The 25,215-nt window shown below is 69.1% G+C and carries 25 protein-coding genes and 1 tRNA gene; 14 read left to right on the top strand and 12 right to left on the bottom strand.

Annotated elements, in window-relative coordinates; genetic code table 11:
• Nucleotides 1-64: 64 nt before the first annotated feature.
• The 7 genes from ACZ4N4_RS14555 (at nucleotide 65) to ACZ4N4_RS14525 (ending at nucleotide 8,663) form a co-directional block, all read left to right on the top strand.
• Entirely contained in the window at nucleotides 65-961 is an 897-nt protein-coding gene (locus ACZ4N4_RS14555) for an FhaA domain-containing protein (RefSeq protein WP_467588231.1), read from the top strand.
• 10 nt (nucleotides 962-971) lie between these two features.
• A complete protein-coding gene (locus ACZ4N4_RS14550) occupies nucleotides 972-1,499 on the top strand; it encodes an FHA domain-containing protein FhaB/FipA (protein WP_360480687.1) in 528 nt (175 codons plus the stop codon).
• A gap of 98 nt (nucleotides 1,500-1,597) precedes the next feature.
• Complete coding sequence (locus tag ACZ4N4_RS14545; protein ID WP_453568710.1) at nucleotides 1,598-3,163, top strand: Stp1/IreP family PP2C-type Ser/Thr phosphatase; 1,566 nt, start codon at nucleotides 1,598-1,600, stop codon at nucleotides 3,161-3,163.
• A 27-nt stretch (nucleotides 3,164-3,190) separates the two neighbouring features.
• The gene (locus ACZ4N4_RS14540) at nucleotides 3,191-4,639 is read left to right on the top strand and encodes an FtsW/RodA/SpoVE family cell cycle protein (protein ID WP_467588228.1); all 1,449 of its coding nucleotides are present in this window, start codon (nucleotides 3,191-3,193) and stop codon (nucleotides 4,637-4,639) included.
• On the top strand, nucleotides 4,636-6,120 hold the full coding sequence (locus ACZ4N4_RS14535) for a peptidoglycan D,D-transpeptidase FtsI family protein (protein WP_453568499.1): 1,485 nt from the start codon (nucleotides 4,636-4,638) through the stop codon (nucleotides 6,118-6,120). Before ACZ4N4_RS14540 ends, ACZ4N4_RS14535 begins: the two co-directional genes overlap by 4 nt.
• Before the next feature lie 169 nt (nucleotides 6,121-6,289).
• Nucleotides 6,290-8,275, top strand: coding sequence for a Stk1 family PASTA domain-containing Ser/Thr kinase (pknB, locus tag ACZ4N4_RS14530; RefSeq protein ID WP_467588224.1), 1,986 nt, complete (start codon nucleotides 6,290-6,292; stop codon nucleotides 8,273-8,275).
• A gap of 217 nt (nucleotides 8,276-8,492) precedes the next feature.
• Entirely contained in the window at nucleotides 8,493-8,663 is a 171-nt protein-coding gene (locus ACZ4N4_RS14525; protein ID WP_467588221.1) for a hypothetical protein, read from the top strand.
• A gap of 95 nt (nucleotides 8,664-8,758) precedes the next feature.
• Here ACZ4N4_RS14525 and ACZ4N4_RS14520 read toward each other — a convergent pair whose 3' ends face one another.
• Genes ACZ4N4_RS14520 through ACZ4N4_RS14495 form a run of 6 tightly spaced genes read right to left on the bottom strand, consistent with a single transcriptional unit; the run spans nucleotide 8,759 to nucleotide 12,883 of the window.
• Nucleotides 8,759-9,508: a class E sortase gene (locus tag ACZ4N4_RS14520; protein WP_467588218.1), complete on the bottom strand. Its 750-nt coding sequence runs from the start codon at nucleotides 9,506-9,508 to the stop codon at nucleotides 8,759-8,761.
• Between the two features lie 19 nt (nucleotides 9,509-9,527).
• Complete coding sequence (locus tag ACZ4N4_RS14515) at nucleotides 9,528-10,538, bottom strand: class E sortase (RefSeq protein ID WP_467588215.1); 1,011 nt, start codon at nucleotides 10,536-10,538, stop codon at nucleotides 9,528-9,530.
• Nucleotides 10,535-11,173, bottom strand: a complete 639-nt coding sequence (locus ACZ4N4_RS14510; RefSeq protein ID WP_467588212.1) for an aminodeoxychorismate/anthranilate synthase component II — start codon at nucleotides 11,171-11,173, stop codon at nucleotides 10,535-10,537. Before ACZ4N4_RS14510 ends, ACZ4N4_RS14515 begins: the two co-directional genes overlap by 4 nt.
• The gene (locus tag ACZ4N4_RS14505) at nucleotides 11,170-11,331 is read right to left on the bottom strand and encodes a hypothetical protein (protein ID WP_467588209.1); all 162 of its coding nucleotides are present in this window, start codon (nucleotides 11,329-11,331) and stop codon (nucleotides 11,170-11,172) included. The genes ACZ4N4_RS14510 and ACZ4N4_RS14505 overlap by 4 nt, the downstream gene beginning before the upstream one ends.
• Before the next feature lie 52 nt (nucleotides 11,332-11,383).
• Entirely contained in the window at nucleotides 11,384-12,067 is a 684-nt protein-coding gene (locus tag ACZ4N4_RS14500) for a class E sortase (RefSeq protein ID WP_467588206.1), read from the bottom strand.
• Nucleotides 12,068-12,094: 27 nt separating this feature from the next.
• The gene (locus ACZ4N4_RS14495; protein ID WP_453568489.1) at nucleotides 12,095-12,883 is read right to left on the bottom strand and encodes a DUF881 domain-containing protein; all 789 of its coding nucleotides are present in this window, start codon (nucleotides 12,881-12,883) and stop codon (nucleotides 12,095-12,097) included.
• 152 nt (nucleotides 12,884-13,035) lie between these two features.
• Between ACZ4N4_RS14495 and crgA the strand changes: the two genes are divergently transcribed.
• On the top strand, nucleotides 13,036-13,290 hold the full coding sequence (gene crgA, locus ACZ4N4_RS14490; RefSeq protein WP_046727637.1) for a cell division protein CrgA: 255 nt from the start codon (nucleotides 13,036-13,038) through the stop codon (nucleotides 13,288-13,290).
• Between the two features lie 288 nt (nucleotides 13,291-13,578).
• On the opposite strand, the gene ACZ4N4_RS14485 is transcribed toward crgA, so the two are convergent.
• Together ACZ4N4_RS14485 and ACZ4N4_RS14480 are read right to left on the bottom strand one after the other, a co-directional pair.
• Nucleotides 13,579-14,478 (bottom strand): rhomboid family intramembrane serine protease, encoded by a 900-nt coding sequence (locus ACZ4N4_RS14485; protein ID WP_467588202.1) that lies wholly within the window; start codon nucleotides 14,476-14,478, stop codon nucleotides 13,579-13,581.
• 179 nt (nucleotides 14,479-14,657) lie between these two features.
• The gene (locus tag ACZ4N4_RS14480) at nucleotides 14,658-15,191 is read right to left on the bottom strand and encodes a peptidylprolyl isomerase (RefSeq protein ID WP_453568485.1); all 534 of its coding nucleotides are present in this window, start codon (nucleotides 15,189-15,191) and stop codon (nucleotides 14,658-14,660) included.
• A 344-nt stretch (nucleotides 15,192-15,535) separates the two neighbouring features.
• Between ACZ4N4_RS14480 and ACZ4N4_RS14475 the strand changes: the two genes are divergently transcribed.
• On the top strand, nucleotides 15,536-16,231 hold the full coding sequence (locus ACZ4N4_RS14475; protein WP_467588199.1) for a DUF5324 family protein: 696 nt from the start codon (nucleotides 15,536-15,538) through the stop codon (nucleotides 16,229-16,231).
• 161 nt (nucleotides 16,232-16,392) lie between these two features.
• Here ACZ4N4_RS14475 and ACZ4N4_RS14470 read toward each other — a convergent pair whose 3' ends face one another.
• On the bottom strand, nucleotides 16,393-17,478 hold the full coding sequence (locus ACZ4N4_RS14470) for an endonuclease/exonuclease/phosphatase family protein (protein ID WP_467588196.1): 1,086 nt from the start codon (nucleotides 17,476-17,478) through the stop codon (nucleotides 16,393-16,395).
• A gap of 136 nt (nucleotides 17,479-17,614) precedes the next feature.
• Here ACZ4N4_RS14470 and ACZ4N4_RS14465 point away from each other — a divergent pair, with 136 nt between their 5' ends.
• Together ACZ4N4_RS14465 and ACZ4N4_RS14460 are read left to right on the top strand one after the other, a co-directional pair.
• Nucleotides 17,615-18,310, top strand: coding sequence for a response regulator transcription factor (locus ACZ4N4_RS14465; protein WP_467588194.1), 696 nt, complete (start codon nucleotides 17,615-17,617; stop codon nucleotides 18,308-18,310).
• Nucleotides 18,311-18,365: 55 nt separating this feature from the next.
• Nucleotides 18,366-19,385, top strand: coding sequence for a sensor histidine kinase (locus ACZ4N4_RS14460; RefSeq protein ID WP_467589104.1), 1,020 nt, complete (start codon nucleotides 18,366-18,368; stop codon nucleotides 19,383-19,385).
• 339 nt (nucleotides 19,386-19,724) lie between these two features.
• On the opposite strand, the gene ACZ4N4_RS14455 is transcribed toward ACZ4N4_RS14460, so the two are convergent.
• Nucleotides 19,725-19,797, bottom strand: a tRNA-Ala gene (locus tag ACZ4N4_RS14455).
• A 184-nt stretch (nucleotides 19,798-19,981) separates the two neighbouring features.
• Between ACZ4N4_RS14455 and ACZ4N4_RS14450 the strand changes: the two genes are divergently transcribed.
• The gene (locus tag ACZ4N4_RS14450) at nucleotides 19,982-20,530 is read left to right on the top strand and encodes a helix-turn-helix domain-containing protein (protein WP_467588191.1); all 549 of its coding nucleotides are present in this window, start codon (nucleotides 19,982-19,984) and stop codon (nucleotides 20,528-20,530) included.
• 154 nt (nucleotides 20,531-20,684) lie between these two features.
• Nucleotides 20,685-22,565, top strand: coding sequence for a serine/threonine-protein kinase (locus ACZ4N4_RS14445; protein ID WP_467588188.1), 1,881 nt, complete (start codon nucleotides 20,685-20,687; stop codon nucleotides 22,563-22,565).
• Here ACZ4N4_RS14445 and ACZ4N4_RS14440 read toward each other — a convergent pair.
• Both ACZ4N4_RS14440 and ACZ4N4_RS14435 read right to left on the bottom strand, forming a co-directional pair.
• Nucleotides 22,529-23,851: a hypothetical protein gene (locus ACZ4N4_RS14440; protein WP_467588186.1), complete on the bottom strand. Its 1,323-nt coding sequence runs from the start codon at nucleotides 23,849-23,851 to the stop codon at nucleotides 22,529-22,531. The two genes, ACZ4N4_RS14445 and ACZ4N4_RS14440, sit on opposite strands and share 37 nt — an antisense overlap.
• Before the next feature lie 190 nt (nucleotides 23,852-24,041).
• On the bottom strand, nucleotides 24,042-24,170 hold the full coding sequence (locus ACZ4N4_RS14435; protein ID WP_003999697.1) for a DLW-39 family protein: 129 nt from the start codon (nucleotides 24,168-24,170) through the stop codon (nucleotides 24,042-24,044).
• Between the two features lie 362 nt (nucleotides 24,171-24,532).
• Here ACZ4N4_RS14435 and ACZ4N4_RS14430 point away from each other — a divergent pair, with 362 nt between their 5' ends.
• Nucleotides 24,533-24,877, top strand: a complete 345-nt coding sequence (locus ACZ4N4_RS14430; protein ID WP_467588182.1) for a DUF6344 domain-containing protein — start codon at nucleotides 24,533-24,535, stop codon at nucleotides 24,875-24,877.
• Nucleotides 24,878-25,215 lie beyond the last annotated feature (338 nt).

Here is a 25,215-nt window from a genome sequence, read left to right as displayed (position 1 = left end):
ATACGATCAGTGAGCAGTAGCGGTAAGGCAAGCCGTACGGGCAACGCGACAGAGGAGGTGCCCTGTGGGAGTCCTGAAGAAGTTCGAGCAGCGTCTCGAAGGTCTGGTCAACGGCACCTTCGCGAAGGTGTTCAAGTCCGAGGTCCAGCCCGTGGAGATCGCCGGTGCGCTGCAGCGCGAGTGCGACAACAACGCGACCATCTGGAACCGCGACCGGACCGTCGTACCCAATGACTTCATCGTCGAGCTGAGCGCTCCCGACTTCGAGCGGCTCAGCCCCTACTCCGGACAGCTCGGCGACGAGCTCGCCGGGATGGTCCGCGACTACGCCAAGCAGCAGCGTTACACCTTCATGGGGCCGATCAAGGTCAACCTGGAGAAGGCCGAGGACCTGGACACCGGCCTGTACCGGGTGCGCAGCCGTACCCTCGCCTCCTCCAGCAACCAGCAGGCCGCCCCGGAGCGCACGCCCGCGGCCGGCGGCACCCCGCAGCGACAGGGCGGCTACGGCTACCCGCAGGCCGCCGCGGCCCCGCCCATGCCGAGCGCACCGCCCCCCGGCGCCCCGCAGCGCCCCGGCGGCTACGGCTACCCGCAGCCGGCCCAGCCCGCCGCCCAGCCCGCCGCCCAGCGGCCCGCCGGGCCCTCCGGGCCGGTCGGCGCCCCGGCGCCCGGCTCCCGTACCCGCTACTGGATCGAGATCAACGGCACCCGCCATCAGATCTCCCGCGCGACGCTCGTGCTGGGCCGCAGCACCGAGGCCGACGTGCGGATCGACGACCCCGGCGTCTCCCGCCGGCACTGCGAGATCCGGACCGGAACGCCCTCGACGATCCAGGATCTCGGATCCACCAACGGCATCGTGGTGGACGGGCAGCACACCACCCGCGCTACGCTCCGCGACGGCTCGCGGATCGTCGTGGGCAGCACCACCATCATTTACCGGCAAGCCGAAGGGTGAAGCGGGGGCAATGTCAGAGCTGACCCTCACGGTCATGCGGCTGGGTTTCCTGGCCGTACTGTGGCTGTTCGTGATCGTGGCCGTGCAGGTCATCCGCAGCGACCTGTTCGGTACGCGCGTCACCCAGCGCGGATCGCGTAGGGAAGAAGGACGCCGGCAGCAGCCCGCCGCCGCCCGGCAGCAGGCCGCGCCACCGCAGCAGCGCGGCCAGCAACCGGCGGCCGGCGGCGGCCGGCGGCGCAACGCCCCCAGCAAGCTCGTCGTCTCCGAGGGCACGCTCACGGGTACGACGGTCGCGCTCCAGGGACAGACCATCACCCTGGGCCGCGCCCACGACTCCACGATCGTGCTGGACGACGACTACGCCTCCAGCCGCCATGCCAGGATCTACCCGGACCGCGACGGCCAGTGGATCGTCGAGGACCTCGGGTCCACGAACGGCACGTATCTGGACCGGTCCCGGCTGACGACTCCCACGCCGATCCCGCTGGGCGCGCCGATCCGCATCGGCAAAACCGTCATCGAGCTGCGGAAGTAGTGCTACATCATGGATAGGCGCGAGCGGAGCGAGCACGCGGCGACGGACCGGACGCCGGTCCCCGGCGCGCTCCCGACCGGAGGGTGGGCACCGTGCGGATGTACCCGGAGCCGACAGGCGAGGTGCGCATGAGTCTGTCACTGCGCTTCGCCGCCGGATCGCACAAAGGCATGATCCGGGAGGGCAACGAGGACTCCGGTTACGCCGGTCCCCGCCTGCTCGCCATCGCCGACGGCATGGGCGGCCAGGCCGCCGGTGAGGTCGCCTCCTCCGAGGTGATCTCCACCCTGGTCACGCTCGACGACGACGTGCCCGGCTCCGACATCCTCACCTCCCTCGGCCACGCCGTGCAGCGCGCCAACGACCAACTGCGCGCCATGGTCGAGGAGGACCCGCAGCTGGAGGGCATGGGGACCACCCTCACCGCCCTGCTGTGGACCGGCCAGCGGCTCGGCCTGGTGCACGTCGGCGACTCCCGCGCCTATCTGCTGCGGGACGGCCTGCTCACGCAGATCACCCAGGACCACACCTGGGTGCAGCGGCTCGTCGACGAGGGGCGGATCACCGAGGAAGAGGCCACCACCCACCCGCAGCGCTCGCTGCTGATGCGCGCGCTGGGCAGCGGCGACCACGTCGAGCCCGACCTCTCCATCCGCGAGGTACGCGCCGGTGACCGCTATCTCATCTGCTCCGACGGGCTCTCCGGGGTGGTCTCCCACCAGACCCTGGAGGAGACCCTCGCCAGCTACCAGGGCCCGCAGGAGACCGTGCAGGAGCTGATCCAGCTCGCGCTGCGCGGCGGCGGCCCCGACAACATCACGGTCATCATCGCGGACGTCCTCGACCTGGACACCGGCGACACCCTCGCCGGGCAGCTCTCCGACACCCCGGTCGTGGTCGGCGCCGTCGCCGAGAACCAGCACCACCTGCACGACAACGGCTTCATGCAGACCCCCGCCGGCCGCGCCGCCAACCTCGGCCGCCAGGTGCCCGGCCAGGGCGGAGGCGGCGAGTTCGGCCCGCCCGGCTCCGGCGACACCACCGGCTACGTCCCGGCCGGCAGCTTCGGCGACTACACCGACGACGACTTCGTCAAGCCCCGCAAGGGCCGCAGGTGGCTGAAGAGATCCTTCTACGGCATCCTCGCCCTCGCCGTCATCGGCGGGGGCCTGTACGGCGGCTACCGCTGGACGCAGACCCAGTACTACGTCGGCGCCAACGGCACGCACGTCGCGCTGTACCAGGGCATCAGCCAGGACCTGGCCTGGGTGTCGCTCTCGAAGGTGGAGAAGGACCACCCCGAGATCGAACTCAAGTACCTGCCTCCGTACCAGCAGAAGCAGGTCAAGGCCACCATCGCCGAGGGCGGCCTCCCGGACGCCCAGTCGAAGGTCCAGGAGCTGGCCGTGCAGGCCTCCGCCTGCAAGAAGGAGTCGGAGCGCACCGCGTCCGGGTCCAAGACCAACTCCAAGACCGGCCAGGGCGAGGCCGGCGGCACCACGGGAACCACCAAGACCTCTCTCACGTCCAAGGCCTCGCCAAGCCCCTCGAACTCGGCGTCCTCCACGGCGTCACCGTCCCCGTCCACCTCAGCCACCCCCAGCCCCGGCCCCACCCTCTCGGAGGATGAGCAGAAGGTCGTCTCGCTGTGCGGTAAGCAGTAGGCAAGCCGTGAGAGGCCCTGTCACACGATGAGCAGTACTACCAACACGTCGACGAACCACACGTCCACCATCGGCTCCATCGGCGCCCCGAGCCGCCGCAACACCGAGCTCGCGCTCCTGGTGTTCGCCGTCGCCATCCCGGTGTTCGCCTACGCCAACGTGGGCCTGGCCATCGACGACAAGGTCCCCGCCGGACTGCTGAGCTACGGCCTGGGCCTCGGCCTCCTGGCCGCCGTCGCCCACCTCGCCGTCCGCAGGTTCGCCCCGTACGCGGACCCGCTGCTGCTGCCGCTGGCCACACTGCTCAACGGCCTCGGCCTGGTCACCATCTGGAGACTCGACCAGTCCAAGCTGCTGCAGTCGATCCACGTCGCCGGCGGCAAGGCCACCAACCAGCTGCTGTACACCGCGATGGGCATCGCGCTGTTCGTCGTCGTCCTGATCTTCCTCAAGGACCACAGAGCACTCCAGCGCTACACCTACATCTCCATGGTGGCCGCGCTCTTCCTGCTGCTGCTCCCGCTCGTCCCCGGCCTCGGCGCCAACGTGTACGGCGCCAAGATCTGGATCCACGTCGGCAGCTTCACCATCCAGCCCGGCGAGTTCGCGAAGATCGTCCTCGCGGTGTTCTTCGCCGGCTACCTGATGGTCAAGCGGGACGCGCTGGCCCTCGCCAGCCGCCGCGTCATGGGCCTGTACCTGCCCCGCGGCCGCGACCTGGGCCCGATCCTGGTCGTCTGGTTCATCTCGATCCTCATCCTGGTGTTCGAGACCGACCTCGGTACCTCGCTGCTGTTCTTCGGAATGTTCATCATCATGCTGTACGTCGCCACCGAGCGGACCAGCTGGATCTTCTTCGGTCTGCTGATGTCGGCGGCCGGCGCGGTCGGTGTGGCGAGTTTCGAGCCGCACATCCAGACCCGTGTGCAGGCCTGGCTGAACCCCATGCGCGAATACACTCTCAGCCGCACGGGCAGCAACGACGGCATCCTCCACTCCGAGCAGGCCATGCAGGCCCTGTGGGCCTTCGGCTCCGGCGGCACCCTCGGTACCGGATGGGGCCAGGGCCACTCCGAGCTGATCCGGTTCGCCGCCAACTCCGACTTCATCCTCGCCACCTTCGGCGAGGAGCTGGGCCTGGCCGGCCTGATGGCGATCCTGCTGATCTACGGGCTGATCGTCGAGCGCGGTCTGCGCACCTCCCTCGCCGCCCGCGATCCCTTCGGCAAGCTGCTCGCCGTCGGCCTCTCCGGCGCCTTCGCGCTCCAGGTGTTCGTCGTCGCCGGCGGTGTGATGGGCCTCATCCCGCTCACCGGTATGACGATGCCGTTCCTGGCCTACGGCGGTTCCTCCGTCATCGCCAACTGGGCGCTCATCGGCGTGCTGATCCGCATCAGCGACACCGCCCGCCGCCCGGCCCCGGCACCCGCCGCCAACCCCGACGCCGAGATGACCCAGGTGGTCCGCCCGTCATGAACAAGCCCCTGCGCCGGATCGCGATCTTCTGCGGCCTCCTGGTCCTCGCCCTGCTGGTGCGCGACAACTGGCTCCAGTACGTCAAGGCCGACACCCTCCGCGAGGACCCCGCCAACCGCCGGGTCACCATCGCCCGCTACTCCACGCCGCGCGGCGACATCATCGTCGACGGCAACCCGATCACCGGCTCCTCCGTGTCCAACTCCTCGGGTCTGAACGACCTGAAGTACAAGCGCACCTACAAGAACGGCCCCATGTGGTCGCCGGTCACCGGCTACGCCTCCCAGGCCTTCGGCGCCAACCAGCTGGAGAGCCTCGAGGACGGCATCCTCACCGGCAACGACGACCGGCTCTTCTTCCGCAACACCCTCGACATGATCACGGGCAAGCAGAAGCAGGGCGGCAACGTCGTCACCACCCTCAACGCGGCCGCCCAGAGCGCCGCCTACAACGGACTGAAGAAGCAGGGTGGAAAGGGCGCCGTCGTCGCCCTGGACCCCGCCACGGGCAAGATCCTGGCGCTGGCGAGCTACCCCTCGTACGACCCCTCGGCCTTCGCCGGCACCTCGGACACCGACGCCGAGGCGTGGAAGAAGCTGCAGAAGAAGTACAACCCGAACGACCCGATGCTGAACCGGGCGCTGCGCGAGACCTACCCGCCGGGCTCCACCTTCAAGGTGGTCACCGCCGCGGCCGCGCTCCAGAACGGGCTGTACACCTCCGCGGACGAGGCCACGAAGTCGCCGCTGCCCTACGTCATGCCGGGCACCACCACCGAGCTGAAGAACGAGGGCAGCATCCCCTGCAAGAACGCGACCATGCGGGTCGCGCTGCGCTACTCCTGCAACACCGTCTTCGGCAAGATCGGCGCCGACCTCGGCAACGACAAGATGCTCGCCGAGGCGAAGAAGTTCGGCTTCGACGAGGAGCAGTTCACCCCGGTCCGCTCCAGCGCCTCGGTCTTCTCCGACAACATGAACCAGTCGCAGACCGCGCTGTCCTCGATCGGCCAGTTCAACACCGCCGCCACCCCGCTGCAGATGGCCATGGTCGCCTCCGCGGTCGCCAACGACGGCAAGCTGATGAAGCCATACATGATCGACAAACTGCAGTCGTCGAACCTCGACACCATCTCGCAGACCGACCCCGAGGAACTGAGCCAGCCGCTGTCCTCCGCCAACGCCCAGGTCCTCCAGTCGATGATGGAGACGGTCGTCAAGCAGGGCACCGGTACGAACGCCCAGATCAACGGCGTCACCGTCGGCGGCAAGACCGGTACCGCCCAGCACGGCGTGGAGAACAGCGAGAACCCCTACGCCTGGTTCATCTCCTACGCCAAGCTCCCCGACGGCAGCAAGCCCGTCGCCGTGGCCGTGGTGATCGAGGACGACCAGGCCAACCGTGACGACATCTCCGGCGGCGGCCTCGCGGCCCCGATCGCGAAGAGCGTGATGGAGGCGGTCATCAACTCCAAGAAGTGACCCCGCTCACGTCCCCTTCACATCGGTGCACGTTGACATACCGGTCCTGTATCGGGTTACGGGCTTGGCCAGGTCACACAAACACAGCCGGGTACGGTAGGCCCGGATGGCAGCCTCCGACCGCACACCCGTGCCGGTCGGGACCGACGGAGAGGGCTGGTAGGGAACTATGGAAGAGCCGCGTCGCCTCGGCGGCCGGTATGAGCTGGGCCACGTGCTCGGTCGCGGTGGCATGGCGGAGGTCTACCTCGCCCATGACACCCGGCTCGGCCGCACGGTGGCGGTGAAGACGCTGCGCGCGGACCTCGCGCGCGACCCGTCCTTCCAGGCCCGGTTCCGCCGGGAGGCCCAGTCGGCCGCCTCGCTCAACCATCCCGCGATCGTCGCGGTCTACGACACGGGCGAGGACTACATCGACGGGGTCTCGATCCCGTACATCGTCATGGAGTACGTAGACGGCTCGACGCTCCGTGAGCTGCTGCACTCCGGACGCAAGCTGCTGCCCGAGCGCGCGATGGAAATGACCATCGGCATCCTCCAGGGCCTGGAGTACGCGCACCGCAGCGGCATCGTCCACCGTGACATCAAGCCGGCCAACGTCATGCTCACGCGCAACGGCCAGGTCAAGGTCATGGACTTCGGCATCGCCCGCGCCATGGGCGACTCCGGCATGACCATGACCCAGACGGCCGCGGTCATCGGCACGGCCCAGTACCTCTCCCCGGAGCAGGCCAAGGGCGAGCAGGTCGACGCCCGCTCGGACCTGTACTCGACGGGTTGCCTGCTCTACGAGCTGCTGACGGTACGACCCCCGTTCGTGGGCGACAGCCCGGTGGCCGTCGCCTACCAGCACGTCCGTGAGGAACCGCAGCCCCCGTCGGTGTTCGACCCCGAGATCACCCCGGAAATGGACGCGATCGTCCTCCGGGCCCTGGTCAAGGACCCGAACTACCGATACCAGTCGGCCGACGAGATGCGCGCCGACATCGAGGCGTGCCTCGACGGCCAGCCGGTCGCCGCCACCGCGGCGATGGGCTCGGTGGGCTACGGCTACCCGGACGACCAGCAGACGACCGCCCTGCGCTCGGACGCCGGCGCCACGACGATGCTGCCGCCGATGAACCCGGACGACGGCGGCTACGGCTACGACGAACGCCCGGACCGCCGCCGCCAGCAGAAGAAGAGCAACACCTCCACGATCCTGCTCGTGATCGCCGGCATCCTGGTGCTGGTCGGCTCGATCCTGATCGGGAAATGGGTGGTCAGCGGCAACGGTGCGGACAAGCCCTTCAAAGTCCCGAACTTCGTCGGCCAGACCTACTCGGACGCGCAGAAGATGGCCGTCAACTCGGGCCTGAAACTGGGGACCCCCACCCGGAAGCCCTGCAGCAACGCACCCAAGGGCAGCGTCTGCTCCCAGGACCCGGCCCTCAACTCGGACGTCAACAAGGGCGACACGATCAACCTGGTGGTGTCGACGGGCGCGCCGAAGGTAGTGGTACCGAGTGTCGTCGGCCAGAACATCGACGACGCCAAGTCGACGCTTGAGGGCGACAAGTACAAGTTCGTCGTCAAGACGAAGCAGCGGACTTCCGGGGAGGACCCCGACACCGTCCTGGACCAGAATCCACCCCTTGGCGCGGAGGTCCAGAAGGGCTCCACGATCACCCTCACCATCGCCAAGGCCGAGGAGAAGGCCACGGTCCCCGATGTCACCGGCAAGAGCTGTGCCGACGCCCAGGCGGCGATGACGGCCGCCAACCTGGTCGGCAACTGCACCCAGGTGAACACCACCGACCCCAACCTGGTCAACAAGGTCGTCTCGACCGACCCTCAGGCCAACAGCCAGGTCAAGAAGAACTCCACGGTGAACATCCAGATCGGCCAGGCCCAACAGCAGACTCCGGTGCCGGAGGTGCGGGGCCAGACCGTGCAGCAGGCCAAGCAGACCCTGCAGGCGGCCGGATTCACCAAGATCCAGTTCAACGGCAACTCCAGCGACGACGCGATCGTCACCGGCGAGGACCCGCAGCCCAACACCCCCGAGGGCGACCCGGGCAACACGACGATCACCCTCACCACGATCGGCGGCAACGGCAACAACGGCGGGAACAACAACGGCGGTACCAACTTCTTCGGCGGTACCGACGGCTGACCCCGCACCCGTTCAACAGAGCCCCGGCGCCCCTCCTCCCGGAAGGACGCCGGGGCTCTGCCTTGTCCACGCCCGCCGCACATGAGTTCCCCACTCGCTCATGCCTTCCCTCATCCCGACTCGTTGATCGGATGGGGTGGGGTGCGAGCGCTCTGCCCTGAACCCGGCAGAAGGGCAGAACCATGGAGTACCTGGGCCGCCTACGCCTGTCGTCCCCATGTTCAACGCCCTGATCGAGACATCGGGCGAGCACCGCCAAGAGCTGATCGCCCTGCGCATCGAGCGGCGGCTCCACCAGCACCATGCACGGCTGAAGCGGCTCGAAGGGATCCGGGACGACCGCCCCTGCCGTCGGCGTGCCGACGAGCCGCTCAGGGTTCTGGAGTAGCCGGACGGGACATACCGAGGCCCGAAGTCGCAAGTGTTGGTTGCGGCTTCGGGCCTTCGCCATGCTAGGTGACCGAGCTCCTGCAAGGAGCTCAGTCAGCTCAGTTCCTTCGGCGGAGTCCGCTCGCTGTCCACCTTCTGCACGCGGACCAACTCGCCCCACACCACGTACCGGTACCGGCTCGTGTACACCGGTGTGCAGGTCGTCAGGGTGATGTAGTGGCCCGGCTTGGTCTTGCCGGACTCCTTGGGGACCTGGGAGAGGACCTTGACGTTGTACTTCGAGGTCTCGGGGAGGATCGAGTACGCCTTGTAGACGTACCACTTGTCCCGCGTCTCGAAGACGATCGGGTCGCCGACCTTGACCTTGTCGATGTTGTGGAACTTCGCGCCGTGGCCGTCGCGGTGGGCGGCGAGGGTGAAGTTGCCGGTCTTGCCGGTGGTGGGGAGCATGGCCTTGGCCGGGTCGATGTAGTAGCCGGCCACGCCGTCGTTCAAGACGTCCGTCGACGTGCCCTTCTCGACCAGCACCTCGCCGTTCCTCATGGACGGCACGTGCAGGAACCCGATGCCGTTCTTCGTGTTCAGCGCGCCCGGACCGGTGTCCTGCTGGGCCCAGGTGTCACGGACCTTGTCACCCTCCCGGTCCGCCTTGCGGTCCGCGATGACGTTCGTCCACCACAGCGAGTAGACGACGAACAGGCCGAGCACCAGGCCCGCCGTGATGAGGAGTTCGCCGAAGACACTGACCGCCATCGCGATCGGGCCGATCGGCCGGCGGCCCGGCACAGGCACCTCGTCCGGCACGTCGGTCTGCTCTTCGGTGTCGTCGGCGGTCGCTGCCACTGTTCCTCTGCCTCTGCCCTTACTCGACGAGCGCGTCTGGCTTGCCCTTGCTGCGCGGGCGTTCCTCGACCATCTTGCCCCACACGATCAACCGGTACTTGCTGGTGAACTCCGGCGTGCAGGTGGTCAGGGTGATGTACCGGCCCGGCTGGGTGAAGCCCGAACCCTTCGGGACCGGTTCCAGCACACTCACGTTGCTCGGCGACGTCACCGGCAGCATCGACGTCACCTTGTACACGAAGTACTCGTCCTGCGTCTCGACCACGACCGCGTCACCAGCCGCCAGCCTGTTGATGTACCGGAACGGCTCACCATGCGTGTTGCGGTGCGCGGCGAGACCGAAGTTGCCGGTCTTGTCCTGCGGCATCGCGGTCTTCAGCACACCCTCGCCGTAGTGACCGACCATGCCCTTGTCGAGGACCTTCTTGTTGCTGACGCCCTCCGCTATCGGCGCCACCACGTCCAGCTTGGGGATGTGCAGGATGGCGAAACCCTGCCCGGGCGCGAAGACACCGGGCGCACGCTTGCCGCTCGCCCAGTCCTTCTGCAGGCTGCTCGCCTCGCTGCCCGCCTGGGCATGGGCCCGGACGTTGGTCCACCACAGCTGGTAGGTGACGAACAGCAGCATCAGCACGCCGGTGGTGATGAACATCTCGCCTATCGCCCGGCTCGCCATGACCGCGGGACTCGGCTTGCGCAACCGCGCCTGCCGACGGGCCTCGACCCGGGAGAGCGGCCGCCCCGACGGACTGTTCTCCGCCGGCGCGATCTCCGGTGCGCCGCCATGACGGCCACCACGCCGCTTGGCGGCCTTTCTGCGGGCCGCTCGGCCACCCCCCGGGGGTCCAGGGGCAGATGAGGCTGCCGTGCCCGCAGAAGCCGATATGGGCGGCGGATCGGGGATCCTCAGCGCCACGGTCTCATCGTCCGTCGGCGGGAGATACGCCGTGTCCCCGAGCGCACCCGACCCCCCGTACGGCTGACGCCCGTACGAGGTGTCGGTCTCGCGCTCGGGGCGCAGCGCGGTCACGCCGTGGCCCTGCCCACCACCGGGGCAAGCCCCGCCGACCTCGCCACGGCCCCCTGGTCACCGCACTCCACCAGCCAGTTGGCCAGCATCCGGTGCCCGTGCTCGGTCAACACCGACTCCGGATGGAACTGCACGCCCTCGACCGGGAGTTCACGGTGCCTCAGGCCCATGATGATCCCGTCGTGAGTGCGGGCCGTGACCTCCAGCTCGGCCAGCACGGTGGCCGGCTCGGCGGCGAGGGAGTGGTAGCGGGTCGCGGTGAACGGGCTCGGCAGCCCGGCGAAGACCCCCCTCCCCTCGTGCTCCACCAACGAGGTCTTGCCATGCAGCAGCTCCGGCGCCCGGTCCACCACACCGCCGTACGCCACCTGCATCGACTGCATACCGAGGCAGACGCCGAAGACGGGGACGCCGGTGGCCGCGCAGTGGCGGACCATCTCCACGCAGACGCCCGCCTCCTCCGGCGTGCCGGGGCCCGGCGACAGCAGGACGCCGTCGAAGCCGTCCTGGGCGTGCTCCGTCGACACCTCGTCGTTGCGCAGCACCTCACACTCGGCGCCCAGCTGGTACAGGTACTGGACCAGGTTGAAGACGAAGCTGTCGTAGTTGTCGACGACGAGAATCCGCGCGCTCACTGGTTGTCCACCGTCACATCGTTGAAGGGCAGCAGCGGTTCGGCCCAGGGAAAGACGTACTGGAAGAGGACATAGATCACGGCCAGGACCAGCACGAATGAGATCAACGCCCTCATCCACGCGTTGCCCGGCAGATGCCGCCAGATCCAGCCGTACATGCCGTCCCTTCCGTTCCACCACGGCACCAGAATCCCGCCGTACTGCACCAGACTAACGGCGCAGCGCCTTGGGTTTGCCTGCCTCCACAGGCTGTGTGGAGTCCAGATGCGCCCAGACGATCAGCCGATGACTGTGCCCCCATTCCGGATCGCACGTGGTCAGGGTGAGATAGCGGCCTGGACGCCCGTACCCCGACTTACGTGGCACAGGCTCGATCACTTCAACGTCCGTCGGAACTGTTTTGTAAGGGCCTTTGTCGATCCGATACGTGAACCAGGTCGTACCGTCCGTGAGCACGATCGCATCACCCCTGCGCAGCTTCGGGAACTGCAGGAACGGGTCGCCGTACGTGCGCCGATGGCCGGCGACCGCGAAGTTGCCCTCCTGGCCCAGCCGGGCGGTACGGGCGTAATGAGCGAGGCCCTTCTTCAGCACATCGGTGCCGGTGCCCTCCAGGACCGGCTTGTTCCACGTGAAACCGAACCGGGGGATGTACATGATCGCGAAGGGCTTGCCGTAGTGGTACGCGGCCGGCTCGGCGGGGGCGGCGGTCGCCCCGCCCGTCGGGTGCACCGCGGCACTGTCCGACCACTGGCGCTCTAACCGGTCGATCTGGTCGTGCATGACACTGTCGGCCTTCACACCGGTCCAGAACAGCACATACACGACGAAGAGGACCATGACCGTACCGACGGTGATGCAGAGCTCGCTGACGGTCCTGACGATCACGCGCACCGGCGGCTCCAGAGGACGACGGGCTGCTTACCCCACAGGCTTCGCGTAGTGCAGATCCACTGTGCCCGAGTAGCCCGGCAGAGTCACCGCCCCGTCCTCGGTGACTTTCCAGCCGAGGCCGTACACGTTGACGTACACCATGTAGTTCTGGATCGCCTCGGAGTCCGCCAGCGCCTGCTGCATCTTCGCCGGATCCCCCACCGCCTGGATCTTGTACGGCGGCGAGTACACCCGGCCCTGGAGGATCAGGGTGTTGCCCACACACCGCACCGCGCTGGTGGAGATCAGCCGCTGGTCCATCACCTTGATGCCCTGGGCCCCGCCCTGCCACAGGGCGTTCACCACGGCCTGCAGGTCCTGCTGGTGGATCACCAGGTAGTCGGGCTGCGGCTCGGGATAGCCGGGGAGCTTGGCCGTGGCGTTCGGAGGGGCGTCGTTCAGCGTGACGGTGATCGCGTCGCCGGTGAGCTTGCGGGTCCCCGCGTCCTTCTCCAGACCGGAGAGCTTGTCGTCCTGGGCCTTGCTGGAGCCGTCGTCACGCTCGGCGAGCTTCTCGTTCCGATTCCGCGAACCCGCGTTGGACTCGTCCAGCTCCTTGTTCTTGCGGCTGCGCTCCTGGATCAGGTCGGACAGCTTCAGCAGGTTGTCGTCCGAGCGGATGTCGGTGCCCTTGGCCGTGTTGAAGCTGGTGAAGAAGAGAAGACCGGCCAGGGCGAAGACGGCGACGGTGAGAATCCGAACCGGCCGGAAGCCACCCTTGCGGCGCGGGTCCGTACCCGTTGATCCGGTGGCGTTGGAGTCGGCAGAATTGCTCAACGTACCCTTATCTCCTTCGGCGCCGCGGAAGCACTACGCTAACGGACGCCCGGGGGAGCGGTCAGTGCGCCCTTACTGTCCCCTTGTACGCTGCTCCGAGCCCGACCCAGTTACCTGCGCGGCCACGCAGCGCATCGACAGGAGAGACCCTCGTGCCGAAGTCACGTATCCGCAAGAAGGCCGACTACACGCCGCCCCCGGCGAAGCAGGCGACCGCCATCAAACTGAACAGCCGTGCCTGGGTCGCGCCGGTGATGCTGGCCATGTTCCTCATCGGACTGGCCTGGATCGTCGTCTTCTACGTGACCGACGGTTCGCTGCCCATCGACAGCCTCGACAACTGGAACATCGTCGTGGGCTTCGGCTTCATCGCCGCCGGCTTCGGCGTCTCCACGCAGTGGAAGTAGCTCTGCCCAGGACTGTTCACTGAGTTATCCACAGGCCTGTGCATGGACCTGGGGAAAAGAAGACGATCTGTGGATAACCCGTAGGGCGTTGACGCCGGTACGACTACCACAACGCCCACCGCAAGACTGTTCGCCCTCTGCCTGACCTGCATAAACGCAGGTGAGTGACAGGGGGCGCAGTTGTGCGGGAACGCTATGCACAAGATCCGCCACCGACTGTGGACAACGGTTCGGTATCGGTGCGGCGAGCCGCCGTGAGCGGGTGAACCGGGCGCGCGGGGAGTCCCGTCAGGTGAGCTGGGCGGTCCTGACGACCGTCAGGACGAGCGCCACCACCAGGACCAGCGCGCAGGTGCCGTACTGGACGAGGTTCCGACGCTCGCGCGGGGCGTGCACCATCGCGTATCCGGTGACGACGCCGGCGACCAGGCCGCCGATATGGGCCTGCCAGGCGATACCGCCGCTGAAGGTGAAGATGAGGTTGATCACCAGCAGGGCGATGATCGGCCGCATGTCGTAGTTGAGCCGGCGGATGAGCACCGCGGTCGCGCCGAAGAGGCCGAAGATCGCCCCGGAGGCACCGAGCGAGGGCTGGTTCTGGGCGGCCAGCAGGTAGGTGAAGGCGCTGCCGGCCAGGCCGGAGACGAAGTAGAGCGTGATGTACCGCGCGCGGCCGAGGGCGGCCTCCAGGGGGCCGCCGATCCACCACAGGCTGAGCATGTTGAACGCGATGTGCATGGGGTTCGAGCTGTCGTGCAGGAACATCGCGGTCAGCAGTCGGTAGTACTGGCCCTGTGCGACGCCTTCGATGTCGCCGTACTGCGGGAACCAGGCCTGGCCGATCAGGTCGAAGCGGTTGGTGAAGCTGTCTCCGACGGAGAGCTGGACCAGGAAGACGGCGATGTTGACGCCGATCAGGATCTTGGTGAGCAGTCGGGGGTCGGCGGTGACGGTGCCGCCGGCGATGGTGCGCGGGCGGGTGTCGGCCGGGGGTGGCCCGCTCTGGCCGGTGGTGGTGCCGCGTACGCATTCGGGGCACTGAAAGCCCACGGAGGCGCTGACCATGCACTCGGGGCAGATGGGGCGCTCGCAGCGGGTGCAGCGCACGCCCGTCTCCCGGTCCGGGTGCCGATAGCACATGGGCAGGCTGTGGGCGTCGCGCGCGCTGCCTGTCGCCTGGTCCTCCATGGGGTCCCCTTGCTCGTCGTGGGCAATACTCTGCCCCGCACATCCTTACGGACGAGCGGGGCGTTTGGTTCCCTCCGGATGCTTCCTTTCGGGCGCTTCCTTCTGGGCGCTTCCTGCTGGGCGTTCCTGCTGAGCGTTTCCTGCCGGGCGCCACCTGCTGGGCGCCTTCTTCTGACGGATCAGCTCTCGCGCTTCTCGACGACGACCGTCTCCACGACGACGTCGTTCTCGGGACGCTTGTTCGGCCCGCTGACGGGGACGGAGACGATCCTGTCCACGACCTTCTGGCTGTCCGCGTCGACGACCTCACCGAAGATGGTGTGCTTGCGGTTGAGGTGGGGCGCGGGGTTGACCGTGATGAAGAACTGCGAGCCGTTGGTGCGGGGGCCGGCATTGGCCATGGCCAGCAGGTAGGGGCGGTCGAAGCGGAGGTCGGGGTGGAACTCGTCCTCGAACTTGTAGCCGGGGCCGCCGATGCCGGTGCCGACCGGGTCGCCGCCCTGGATCATGAATCCGCCGATCACCCGGTGGAAGACCGTGCCGTCGTACAGCGGGTCGGTGGAGACCGTGCCGGTGGCCGGGTGGGTCCACTCACGCTCGCCCTGCGCCAGTTCGACGAAGTTCTTGACCGTCTTCGGCGCGTGGTTCGGGAAGAGCCGGACCTCGATGTCGCCGAGGCTGGTCTTCAAGGTGGCGTAGAGCTGCTCGGCCACGGTCCGCCTTCCGTTGTGCTCTCGTGTGCTCGGGTGTGACCCGGTGCTGGGTTCGCCCTCACGATCCTCGCACGGTACGGCAGCCCGGTGGCCCGCCTGGCGCGTCCCTGCTCAGATCCTCACGAATCGCTTGCGGAAACCCGGCGGGGTCCCCCCGATCCTCTTCGAGCCGTTCCGGACGGGAGCGCTGGGCGCCGATCCGTGGCATTGTCGTCGACAAGCCCCTCTTAGCTCTGGTTGCACCCGTATGCCCGTCCTCGCGCGCCGCTCGGCTCGTCGGCAGGCATGATCCCTAAAAGGGTGGAAAGTCGAATTACCGTACGCCACCGAGGAGGAGGAAACCCGTGACCCGCAAAGAGAGCGTGCGCACCGCGACCAGCTCGGCGAAGGACAGCGTGCGGCACGCCGCGGAAGTGGTGGCGCCCTACGCCGACACGGCCAAGGAGCGTGCCGCGTACTACGCACAGGAGGCACGCGTACGGCTCGCGCCCGTGGTGTCGCAGGCCGCTGAACAGGCCCGCGTCCAGTACGACGCCCGTCTTGTGCCGCGTCTGGAGCAGGCGCGGACGCATGTGCCACCGATGGTGGATCAGGCTGCGCACGATGCCGCTGATCTGACCCGTAAGGCGGCCCGGCAGGCCGCTGACTACTCACGTCCGAAGTTCGAGCAAGCCGTGGCGGCGGCCGGCCCGGTCCGTGACGAGGCCACCGCGCGGGGTGCCGCCGCGCTGGCCGCGCTGCGGGGCAATGTCTCGGCCGAGGAGATCGAGAAGCTGGCGCGCAGGAACGCGCGGCGTTCGTCGTACGGCCGTGCGTTCAAGGCGTTCGCCGTGTTCGGCGTGCTGGCCGGTGCGGCCTTCGCCGCGTGGAAGTGGTGGGACAAGCAGGCCAACCCGGACTGGCTGGTCGAGCCGCCCGCTGCCACGGAGGTGCCGGATTCGGGCCGTCTCGGTTCGGTGGACGGCAGTTCTCCCCTGCACCCCGAGGTCCAGGCCAAGGAGGCGGAGGAGGAGTCGTCCCGGGACGACGAGAACCGCTGAGCCGACGTTTCACGTGAAACCACCGAACCCCCCTCGACCCACACGGATCAGGGGGGTTCGCCGGCGCGGTGTTGCCGGCACGTACGCGGTTTTCGATACCCCGACGACATGTTCCGGACGTGCCGGTCGGGTGCCTCACGCGGTGTCGGCGGCAAGCGTGCTCACCAGCTGATTCCGGCCGCCACCGGCAGGTGGTCGCTGCCGGTCGCCGGCAGTACCCAGGAACTCCGGGGCCGCACGCCGCGGACGAGGACCTGGTCGATCCGTGCCACCGGGAACTTCGCCGGCCAGCTGAATCCGAAGCCGTCGCCGGCCGCGTCCTGGGCCGAGTGCACCTGCTCGGTGAGGTCGGCGAACGCGCGGTCGTCCATGGTGCCGTTCAGATCGCCGAGCAGTACCACGCGCTCGTTCCGCTCGGCGGCGACGGCGTCGGCGAGGGCCTGCGCGCCGGCGTCCCGCTGGGACGTCCAGAAGCCCGTCCTGGGGAGCAACCGTACGGATCCCAGGTGGGCCACGTACACGGCCAGCGGCCCGTGGTCGGTGGCCACCGTGGTGCGCAGCGCCCGGTTGTACTCCATCTTGGCGTCGGCCGGGATGGTGTCCGCCAGCGGCCCCTGGTCCGTCTTGACGTCGACCGTCCGGGTGTCCGACAGCGGCAGCCTGCTCCACAGCCCGACAGTGCCCCGCACGGCGTGGTAGGGGTAGGCCTTCGCCAGTACCTTCTCGTACGTGCCCGTGGCCTGCTGGGTCAGCTCCTCCAGGGCCAGCACGTCCACGCCGGAGGCGGCCAGGGCGCGGGCGGTGCCGGCCGGGTCGGGGTTGTCGGCGTCGACGTTGTGGCTGGCCACGGTGAGGTCGCCGCCCGGGTGGGACTTGTCGCCGAGCAGCCCGCCGAAGAGGTTCAGCCACACCACTACCGGCAGCAGCAGCGCGACCACCGCGGAGGCGGAGCGGCGCCACAGCGCCCCGGCCAGCAGCACCGGGACGAACAGGCCGAACCATGGCAGGAGGCTCTCGACCAGGCTGCCGAGGTGGCCGATCCGGTTCGGGATCTCGGCGTGCCCGAGCAGGAGCAGGCCGAGCAGCAGCGCCAGCGCCGCGAGCACGGGGCCACGTTTCCAGGGCCCGGGCGGGGCGCTGCTGCGGATGCCCCGGCGGCCGGCGCCGTCCTGTCCGTCCCCCGCTGTATCCGCCACGTCCGCTGTACCCGCCGTATCGGCCGTGTTCGCCGTCTCCCTCTGCGTCATCGTCTGTCCTCGGTTACTGCGGCGAAAGCCGGCCGTTCCTGACGTCATGGCCGCCAGTCAAGGCGGTGCGGTGTTGCCGACGCGTATGCCGTTTTCGATACACGGACGATAGGTGCCGACTCGTAGCATCAATGACATGCGTGTGCTGATCGTCGAGGACGAGCCCTATCTGGCGGAGGCCATCCGCGACGGCCTGCGCCTGGAGGCGATCGCGGCTGACATCGCGGGCGACGGCGACACGGCTCTGAAGCTGCTGGGCATCAACAGCTACGACATCGCCGTCCTCGACCGCGACGTCCCCGGGCCTTCCGGCGACGAGATCGCCAAACGCATCGTGGCCTCCGGCAGCGGCATGCCGATCCTCATGCTCACCGCGGCCGACCGGCTCGACGACAAGGCATCCGGTTTCGAACTCGGCGCCGACGACTACCTCACGAAACCGTTCGAACTCCAGGAACTCGCGCTCAGGCTCAGGGCACTCGACCGCAGGCGGGCCCACCACAGGCCTCCCGTGCGGGACATCGCGGGTCTGCGCCTTGACCCGTTCCGCAGAGAGGTCTACCGGAACGGCCGCTACGTCGCGCTGACCAGGAAGCAGTTCGCGGTGCTCGAAGTCCTCGTCGTTGCCGAGGGCGGTGTCGTCAGCGCCGAGGAACTCCTGGAACGCGCCTGGGACGAGAACGCCGACCCGTTCACCAACGCCGTGCGCATCACCGTCTCGGCGCTGCGCAAGCGTCTTGGCGAACCCTGGGTCATCGCCACCGTGCCGGGCGTCGGCTACCGCATCGACACCCAGCCGGAGGCCGGGCACGAGGGCGGAGACCGTGGCTAGGGCCCCCGGTCCGAGCGTCCGTCTCAAACTCACCCTCAGCTACGCCGGGTTCGTCATGCTGGCCGGCGCCCTGCTGCTGGCGGCGGTGTGGGTGTTCCTGAACCGGGTGCCGCACCCCGGGCTGATCATCGAGCCCGACTACCGCCTGGCCGTCGTGCGCACCTTCGCCCCGACGGCCGTCGCCGTACTGACGTTCCTGCTCGTGTTCGGCCTCGTGGGAGGGTGGATCCTGGCCGGCCGGATGCTCGCCCCCCTGACCCGCATCACGGACGCCACCCGCCTGGCCACGGAAGGATCGCTGGCCCACCGGATCCGGTTGCCGGGCCGCATGGACGAGTTCCGCGAACTCGCCGACACCTTCGACACGATGCTCGCGCGGCTCGAGGCACACGTCGCCGAACAGCAGAGATTCGCGGCCAACGCCTCTCACGAACTGCGTACCCCGCTCGCCGTGTCGAAGGCGCTTCTCGACGTGGCCCGCAGCGATCCACACCACCAGGCCGGCGAAATCATCGACCGGCTCAACACCGTCAACACCAGAGCGATCGACCTCACCGAGGCCCTGCTGCTGCTCAGCCGCGCCGGCCAACGGTCCTTCACCCGGGAGCACGTCGACCTGTCCCTCATGGCGGAGGAAGCCACCGAAACACTCCTCCCCCTCGCGGAAAAGCACGGCGTCACCATCGAGACCTCCGGCGACCTCACCCCCGCGGTCGGTTCACCGGCGCTCCTGCTGCAGCTGACCACGAACCTCGTGCACAACGCGATCGTCCACAACGTGCCGGAACAGGGCACCGTGTGGGTCAATACCGGCGTCCGCCCCAGGACCGTGGTGCTCACCGTCGAGAACACCGGTCGGCACATCACCCCGCAGCTGGCCTCGACGCTTACCGAACCGTTCCAGCGCGGCACCGAACGCATACGCACCGGCCACGCGGGCGTCGGCCTCGGCCTGGCCATCGTCAAGACCATCACCCGCGCACACGACGGGACCCTCACCCTCACCCCGCGCGCCGCCGGCGGAATCCGCATCACTGTCGAACTCCCCGCGATCTCCGCGAACACCGACGGATGACGAACCAGGGAGTCGAGCCAGGAATCGAGCCAGAGAACATCGAACTCGACCGCCCGCGCCGGAAAAGGCACTGTTCGTCGGTATTGGGCGATCGAAGCCGGCGAAGCGATCCACCTCTCCCTCCAGCGCTCGGCCACGAGTCACAGCGAGGACGCGAGAACGCGGCCGCTCACAGGAAGTGACCACCGACGCACGCATGGTGCTCATGGGTCCCGCCCGGGCATCGACCATCCGAGCCGTCACCTCAGGCGGGCGCCCCCCACCGGGATCCTGACGGGAAACGGGGACAAAAAAGACCCCTCTGACCACGTTTCCGCAGTTCAGAGGGGTCTCACAGTGTGGAGCCTAGGGGAGTCGAACCCCTGACATCCGCCATGCAAAGACGGCGCTCTACCAACTGAGCTAAGGCCCCGTACGGGAAGCCACCGCCCCAGCGAAAGGTCCGCTGGTCGGTGCCGCAGACCAGAGTACCGGGTCACCCCCCGTACCTCACAAAAAGATTGGGGGTCCCCGCGGATGACCACGCTCCGTAAGATGCTCGACGGGGTTCGCTGTAGCGAACCGTGGATTTTTTGGGGAAGCGATGGGGAGACGCAATGGACGCCGCACAGCAGGAAGCCACCGCCAGAGCGCGGGAGCTGCAGCGGAACTGGTACGGAGAGCCGTTGGGGGCGCTCTTCCGTAAGCTCATCGACGACCTGGGGCTCAACCAGGCACGTCTCGCGGCGGTCCTCGGACTGTCCGCGCCCATGCTGTCGCAGCTGATGAGCGGACAGCGGGCGAAGATCGGCAACCCGGCCGTGGTCCAGCGGGTGCAGCTGCTCCAGGACCTGGCGGCGCAGGTCGCGGACGGCAGCGTGAGCGCGGCCGAGGCGACCGAGCGGATGGACGAGATCAAGAAGTCCCAGGGGGGCTCGGTGCTCAGCAACACCACGCAGACGACGAGCGGTTCGGGTGCGCCCACGGTCAAGCGGGTGGTCCGCGAGATCCAGTCGCTGCTGCGCTCGGTGGCCGCCGCCGGTGACATCATCGAGGCGGCGGACACGCTGACTCCGACCCATCCGGAGCTTGCGGAGTTCCTCCGGGTCTACGGCGCCGGCCGCACCTCGGACGCGGTCACGCACTACCAGTCGCACCAGAGCTGAGCCACGGCCCGGTACACCGGAGGGGGTCCGGTGAACCGGGCGGGGCCCGGCCCTGGCCGAGGGGGTCACGCGAGAGGGGTCGTATCGCTCATCCGGGGGAAGGCAAGGGGGGTGCGGGGCAGGGGGGACCAGAGGGGGAGGGCTACGGGCAGTCATGGGTGAGGTCTTCGCAGGCCGGTACGAACTGGCCGACCCGATCGGTCATGGCGGAGTGGGCGCCGTGTGGCGCGCCTGGGACCACCGGCGCAAGCGCTATGTGGCCGCCAAGGTGCTCCAGCAGAGCGACGCCCACGCGCTGTTGCGCTTCGTGCGGGAGCAGGCGCTGCGCATCGACCACCCCCATGTCCTGGCTCCGGCCAGCTGGGCCGCCGACGACGACAAGGTCCTGTTCACGATGGACCTGGTCGCCGGCGGCTCGCTGGTCCACCTCGTGGGGGACTACGGTCCCCTGCCCCCGGGTTTCGTCTGCACGCTCCTCGACCAGCTCCTCTCCGGCCTCGCCGCGGTGCACGCCGAGGGCGTGGTCCACCGGGACATCAAGCCCGCGAACATCCTGCTGGAGGCCAGCGGTACCGCCCGCCCGCGGCTGCGTCTGTCCGACTTCGGCATCGCCATGCGGTTCGGCGAGGCCCGGTTGACCGAGACCAACCTCGTGGTCGGCACGCCGGGTTACATCGCTCCTGAGCAACTACTCGGCGCGGAGCCCGACTTCGCGGCCGACCTGTTCGCCGTCGGCCTGGTCGCCCTGTTCCTCCTGGAAGGCGCCAAGCCCGACGCCAAGGCGCTCGTCCAGCACTTCGCCGAACACGGCACGCCGGGAGCGCCCAAGGGCATCCCCGACCCCCTCTGGCAGGTCGTCGCCACCCTCCTCCAGCCCAACCCCCAGTCCCGCTTCCGCACGGCCACCGGCGCCCGCAAGGCCCTCGCCCAGGCCATGGAGCTCCTGCCGGAACCGGGCATCGACGACGAGTTGATCGAGATCTTCGACCAACTGGGGCCACTTCCGCCGGGGTTCGGGCCGGAGGGGCCACTACGTGTGGCGTCGGGGGTCGATACGACGCGGAATACGACGGGTACGACAGGGACGGCGGGGACGGGAACGCGGGCCGCCGGGAGTACGACGGAGGCGGCCGCGGGTTCGGGGGCTGCCCCTGGTACGGCCGCGGGGGCGGAGGCCGCCGCGGATCCGGCCGCGGTGACAGGAACGAGCTCGAGTTCGGACCCGACGGCGGAAAAGGGGAGGGCGTCCGAGGCGTCCACCCCGACGGGTTACGGCACGACACCGGAATCCGCATCCGGCACAACGCCAGAGACCGCCTTCGGCACGGCACCGGAGGCAGCTTCCGGCAGGGCACCGGAGCCCGCATCGGACAGGGCACCGGAGCCCGTATCGGGCACACCAACCGGCACGGACCCCGACTCGGCGGCCGGAGCCCAGGCAGGAAGCACGGACGCACCTCCGGCCACCCCAACCCCCACCTCCACCTACCCCGACTCGGCAACCGGGGCCCAGGCAGGAAGCACGGACGCACCCCCGGCCACCCCCGCCGATCCCATCGGCTCTCGCTCGGCCCCCGGCATGTCCGACACCGGCAGCTTCCGGCTCCCACCGCCCCAGACGCCGGTACCTCCCGCCCCATACGCGGAACCGCCGCAGCCCACACCGCCGTACCCGCCGTACACCGCCCACCAGCAGCCGCGGTCGCGGCCACGAACGGAATCCGAACCGCAGCCACGACCGGAGCCGCAGCCGCAAGAGCTCCCGGCCCTCGCCGTCCCGCAGCCCCACACCCCCTGGCCCCCCGCGCAACCCCTCCCCCCGGCCCGGCCGCATACCGACCCCACCGACACGGCCACCTACACCGCCCGTGACCCGCAACCGGCGTCGCAGGTATCGCAGTTGTCGGTGCGTACCCACGGACGGCGTCGGCGGCGGGTGCGTCGGCCCGGGCCGCCCGCGAAGGCCGCCGTGCCCATCCTGCTGCTGGCGCTGGCCTGTTACGCCGTGGGTTTCTGGGCGTTGACCCGGATCTGAGCGCGGCGGGCGGTCAGCGTCCACACGCCCAGGACGAGCAACAGGGCCGTGCCCGTGCCGATCCCACCGGCCGCGAGCACCCGCATCGCCGTCGTGTCGTGGTCGCCGACCGCGGCCGCCAGGCCGCCGCCCTGGACCGACGGCGGGTCGAAGACACCCTTCGGGACGGGTGAACCGGCGTATCCGGGACCGGAGTTCGGGGTTCCGTCGACGCGGACCCGGAGTGTCACGTCGTACGGCCCCGGCCCGAACGTGTCCGCCGTCTGCCCGGTGAGGTGGACGACGAGGTAGTAGGCGCCGGCGAAGCGGACGGAGTTCTCCTCGCCGGAGACGGCGTACCGGTTGGCGTAGGCCACGGGTGGCAGCGGGGCGAGCGAAGACGCCTTCTGGGTGCCGTCGTAGCCGAGGGAGAGGTCGTCGACGTAGCCGCGGACCGGGTTGTAGAGGGAGAGGTTGAGCGCGGCGCTGACGTAGCCGTGGGTGTCGCCGCCGGTGCTGCCCAGTTCGACGGTGGCGTGCAGTTGCTGTCCCCAGTCGACCGGGACCGCGTAGTAGAGGGTCTGGCCCGGGGTGATGCCGGTCTGCCAGACGCCCGTGCCCAGGGTGCGGGCCGTGGCGAAGCCGGCGCCAGCGGTGCGGCGGTGGGGGTCCTTGGTGAGCGGCTCGGGGGAGGCGGAGTTCCAGGCCCCGGGGGCGGTGGTGGCGCCGGCCCTGGCCAGGCCCGGTTCGGTGACGGGGGCGATCTCCAGGTCCCAGCTGCCCGGGGTCGTGGTCCGCGAGCCGGACGCGAGCCGCTCGACGATCACGTAGTAGGTGCCCGCGTCCTGGCAGAGCGCCTTGCCCGTGTCCCGCCGTCCCAGCGCCGTGACCGGCCGGGGGCTCAGTCCGGCGCCGAAGCGGGCGCCGTCGTAGCCGCAGGAGACACCGTTGGCGTCCTCGATGGAGACCCCGATTCCGTCGCTCGCGGAGACGGTGGCGTCGGCCGGCGGCACGGCGGTCACCGGGACGTAGGCCGTGCTGCCGGCGGCGAGTTCCAGACGGAAGTACAGCTCGCCCTTCTCCGGCAGGGTGCTGCGGTAGGTCGTGCCGGGCTCCAGCGGTACGGCGGCCGCGGTACCCGTCGCTCCGGTGATCGTGCGGGCGTCCGGGGCGAAGGCATAGCCGCTGCCGCCGTCCGCCGCAACCGGAGAGGCCGGCAGCAATGCCGTCAGCAGGGCCGCCAGTGCGAGGGCGGCCGTCCTGCCGATGCCCCGCCGTCCCACCGCCGTACGCCACCGCCGTATCACGCGCGCCCCCAGCCGTCGCTCGTCAGCCGTCGAAGTCCCGGACCGGCCCCATACTGCCGCGCACGCCCCCGCGCCACCCGGCGATTCGTATGACCGTCCGAAACGCCCCCCTCGCACCCCAGGGACCCCTGACAACGCAAAACCCCGACCGCGAGGCGGTCGGGGTCTCAGTGTCGTTCGTTGTCGGTACTCACGAACCCGTGGGCACGGAGTCAGTCGCCTCCGTCCACAGATCCTGCTCGGCGCGATCCGCCTGGATCTGGCGGTACACGAGGAGCCCGCCGATGGCGGCCAGTGCGACCAGGAGAAGCTTCTTCACCGCGCGACCTCGTCTCTTCCTTGACGTAGGGGACCTCTGGCGCCCGACTATACACACCGACCGATATCGATCGGTGACCTGGCATCCGGCCCCAACTCCGGCTCACCACAAGGTGTTGCCCGTCGCGTCGCACGAGGCCGGGCCGTTCCGATCGGAGGGTGATCACACCCCCACGGACGGTTACTTTGCTCCCGCTCGTCCGTCTTCGGGGTCCTTTCTTCTGATTTTTCGGCCCTCTTGCGTCCGTCCGAGTGGTGTTCATCGGAACATCGCCGCGCCACAGGTCGACGTCCCCCACTTCGCGATCCCCATACACATCATGAGGAAAGTACGCAAATCGCCCAACCCGAAAGTGAGGGGCCATGGCTCGGCACGCCAAGGTCATGAAGTTGTGGACCGCCTTCGTCACCGCCTTCCTCGCGCTGTGCACGGCGCTCGGACTCGTCTCCGCCGCCACCGCCACCGCGGTACCGCAGGCCGAGACCCCGCGCAACAGCAGCGGCGACGACCACAGCCCGGCCGGCCGGGTGATGATCCCGGCACAGACCCACTGGCTCTGGTCCCAAGCCAGGTCCCTGCCCCCCACGATGAAGCAGCGCATCCGGGCCGAGGCTCACGGAAAGACCCCCGGCTGCCGCCAGCGGCCCCTGGACACGACCGAATCGGACGACCCGGCCGAACCCCCCGCGGCGAACCTCGACTGCTGATCCTCCCCAGACGGCTCAGACGCAACGGCGCAAGGGCGACTTGCGTACGTACCAGCGCCTACTGCGACACAGACCCGCGACCGGGACCCGGCCGCGGGTCTTCGCATGTCCGGCCCCGGTCGGAGCGGGTCCGGCCCCCATCGACACGTGTCCGCCCCCGGTCGGAGCGGGTCCGGCCCCCATCGACACGTGTCCGCCCCCGGTCGGAGCGGGTCCGGCCCCCATCGACACGTGTCCGGGCCCCATCGACAACGTGTCCGGCCGCGTCGGCACGATCCCGGCCCGTCGGCCGTGTCCGGCCTCGTCGGTGGGGCGCTCGACTCTTCAACTCCTCTTGA

Source organism: Streptomyces sp. NPDC026538 (genome assembly GCF_055567535.1).
The sequence above is the reverse complement of the archived record's forward strand: the minus strand, read 5'-3'. Positions and strand labels throughout refer to the sequence as shown.

Coding starts and splice junctions, on each gene's coding strand:
- ACZ4N4_RS14485 (WP_467588202.1), bottom strand. CDS start 14,478: ATGGAGGACCAGGCGACAGGCAGCGCGCGCGACGCCCACAGCCTGCCC.
- ACZ4N4_RS14525 (WP_467588221.1), top strand. CDS start 8,493: ATGTTCAACGCCCTGATCGAGACATCGGGCGAGCACCGCCAAGAGCTG.
- ACZ4N4_RS14460 (WP_467589104.1), top strand. CDS start 18,366: ATGCTGGCCGGCGCCCTGCTGCTGGCGGCGGTGTGGGTGTTCCTGAAC.
- ACZ4N4_RS14470 (WP_467588196.1), bottom strand. CDS start 17,478: ATGACGCAGAGGGAGACGGCGAACACGGCCGATACGGCGGGTACAGCG.
- ACZ4N4_RS14540 (WP_467588228.1), top strand. CDS start 3,191: ATGAGCAGTACTACCAACACGTCGACGAACCACACGTCCACCATCGGC.
- ACZ4N4_RS14445 (WP_467588188.1), top strand. CDS start 20,685: ATGGGTGAGGTCTTCGCAGGCCGGTACGAACTGGCCGACCCGATCGGT.
- ACZ4N4_RS14535 (WP_453568499.1), top strand. CDS start 4,636: ATGAACAAGCCCCTGCGCCGGATCGCGATCTTCTGCGGCCTCCTGGTC.
- ACZ4N4_RS14450 (WP_467588191.1), top strand. CDS start 19,982: ATGGACGCCGCACAGCAGGAAGCCACCGCCAGAGCGCGGGAGCTGCAG.
- ACZ4N4_RS14505 (WP_467588209.1), bottom strand. CDS start 11,331: ATGTACGGCTGGATCTGGCGGCATCTGCCGGGCAACGCGTGGATGAGG.
- ACZ4N4_RS14465 (WP_467588194.1), top strand. CDS start 17,615: ATGCGTGTGCTGATCGTCGAGGACGAGCCCTATCTGGCGGAGGCCATC.
- ACZ4N4_RS14545 (WP_453568710.1), top strand. CDS start 1,598: ATGTACCCGGAGCCGACAGGCGAGGTGCGCATGAGTCTGTCACTGCGC.
- ACZ4N4_RS14430 (WP_467588182.1), top strand. CDS start 24,533: ATGGCTCGGCACGCCAAGGTCATGAAGTTGTGGACCGCCTTCGTCACC.
- ACZ4N4_RS14550 (WP_360480687.1), top strand. CDS start 972: ATGTCAGAGCTGACCCTCACGGTCATGCGGCTGGGTTTCCTGGCCGTA.
- pknB (WP_467588224.1), top strand. CDS start 6,290: ATGGAAGAGCCGCGTCGCCTCGGCGGCCGGTATGAGCTGGGCCACGTG.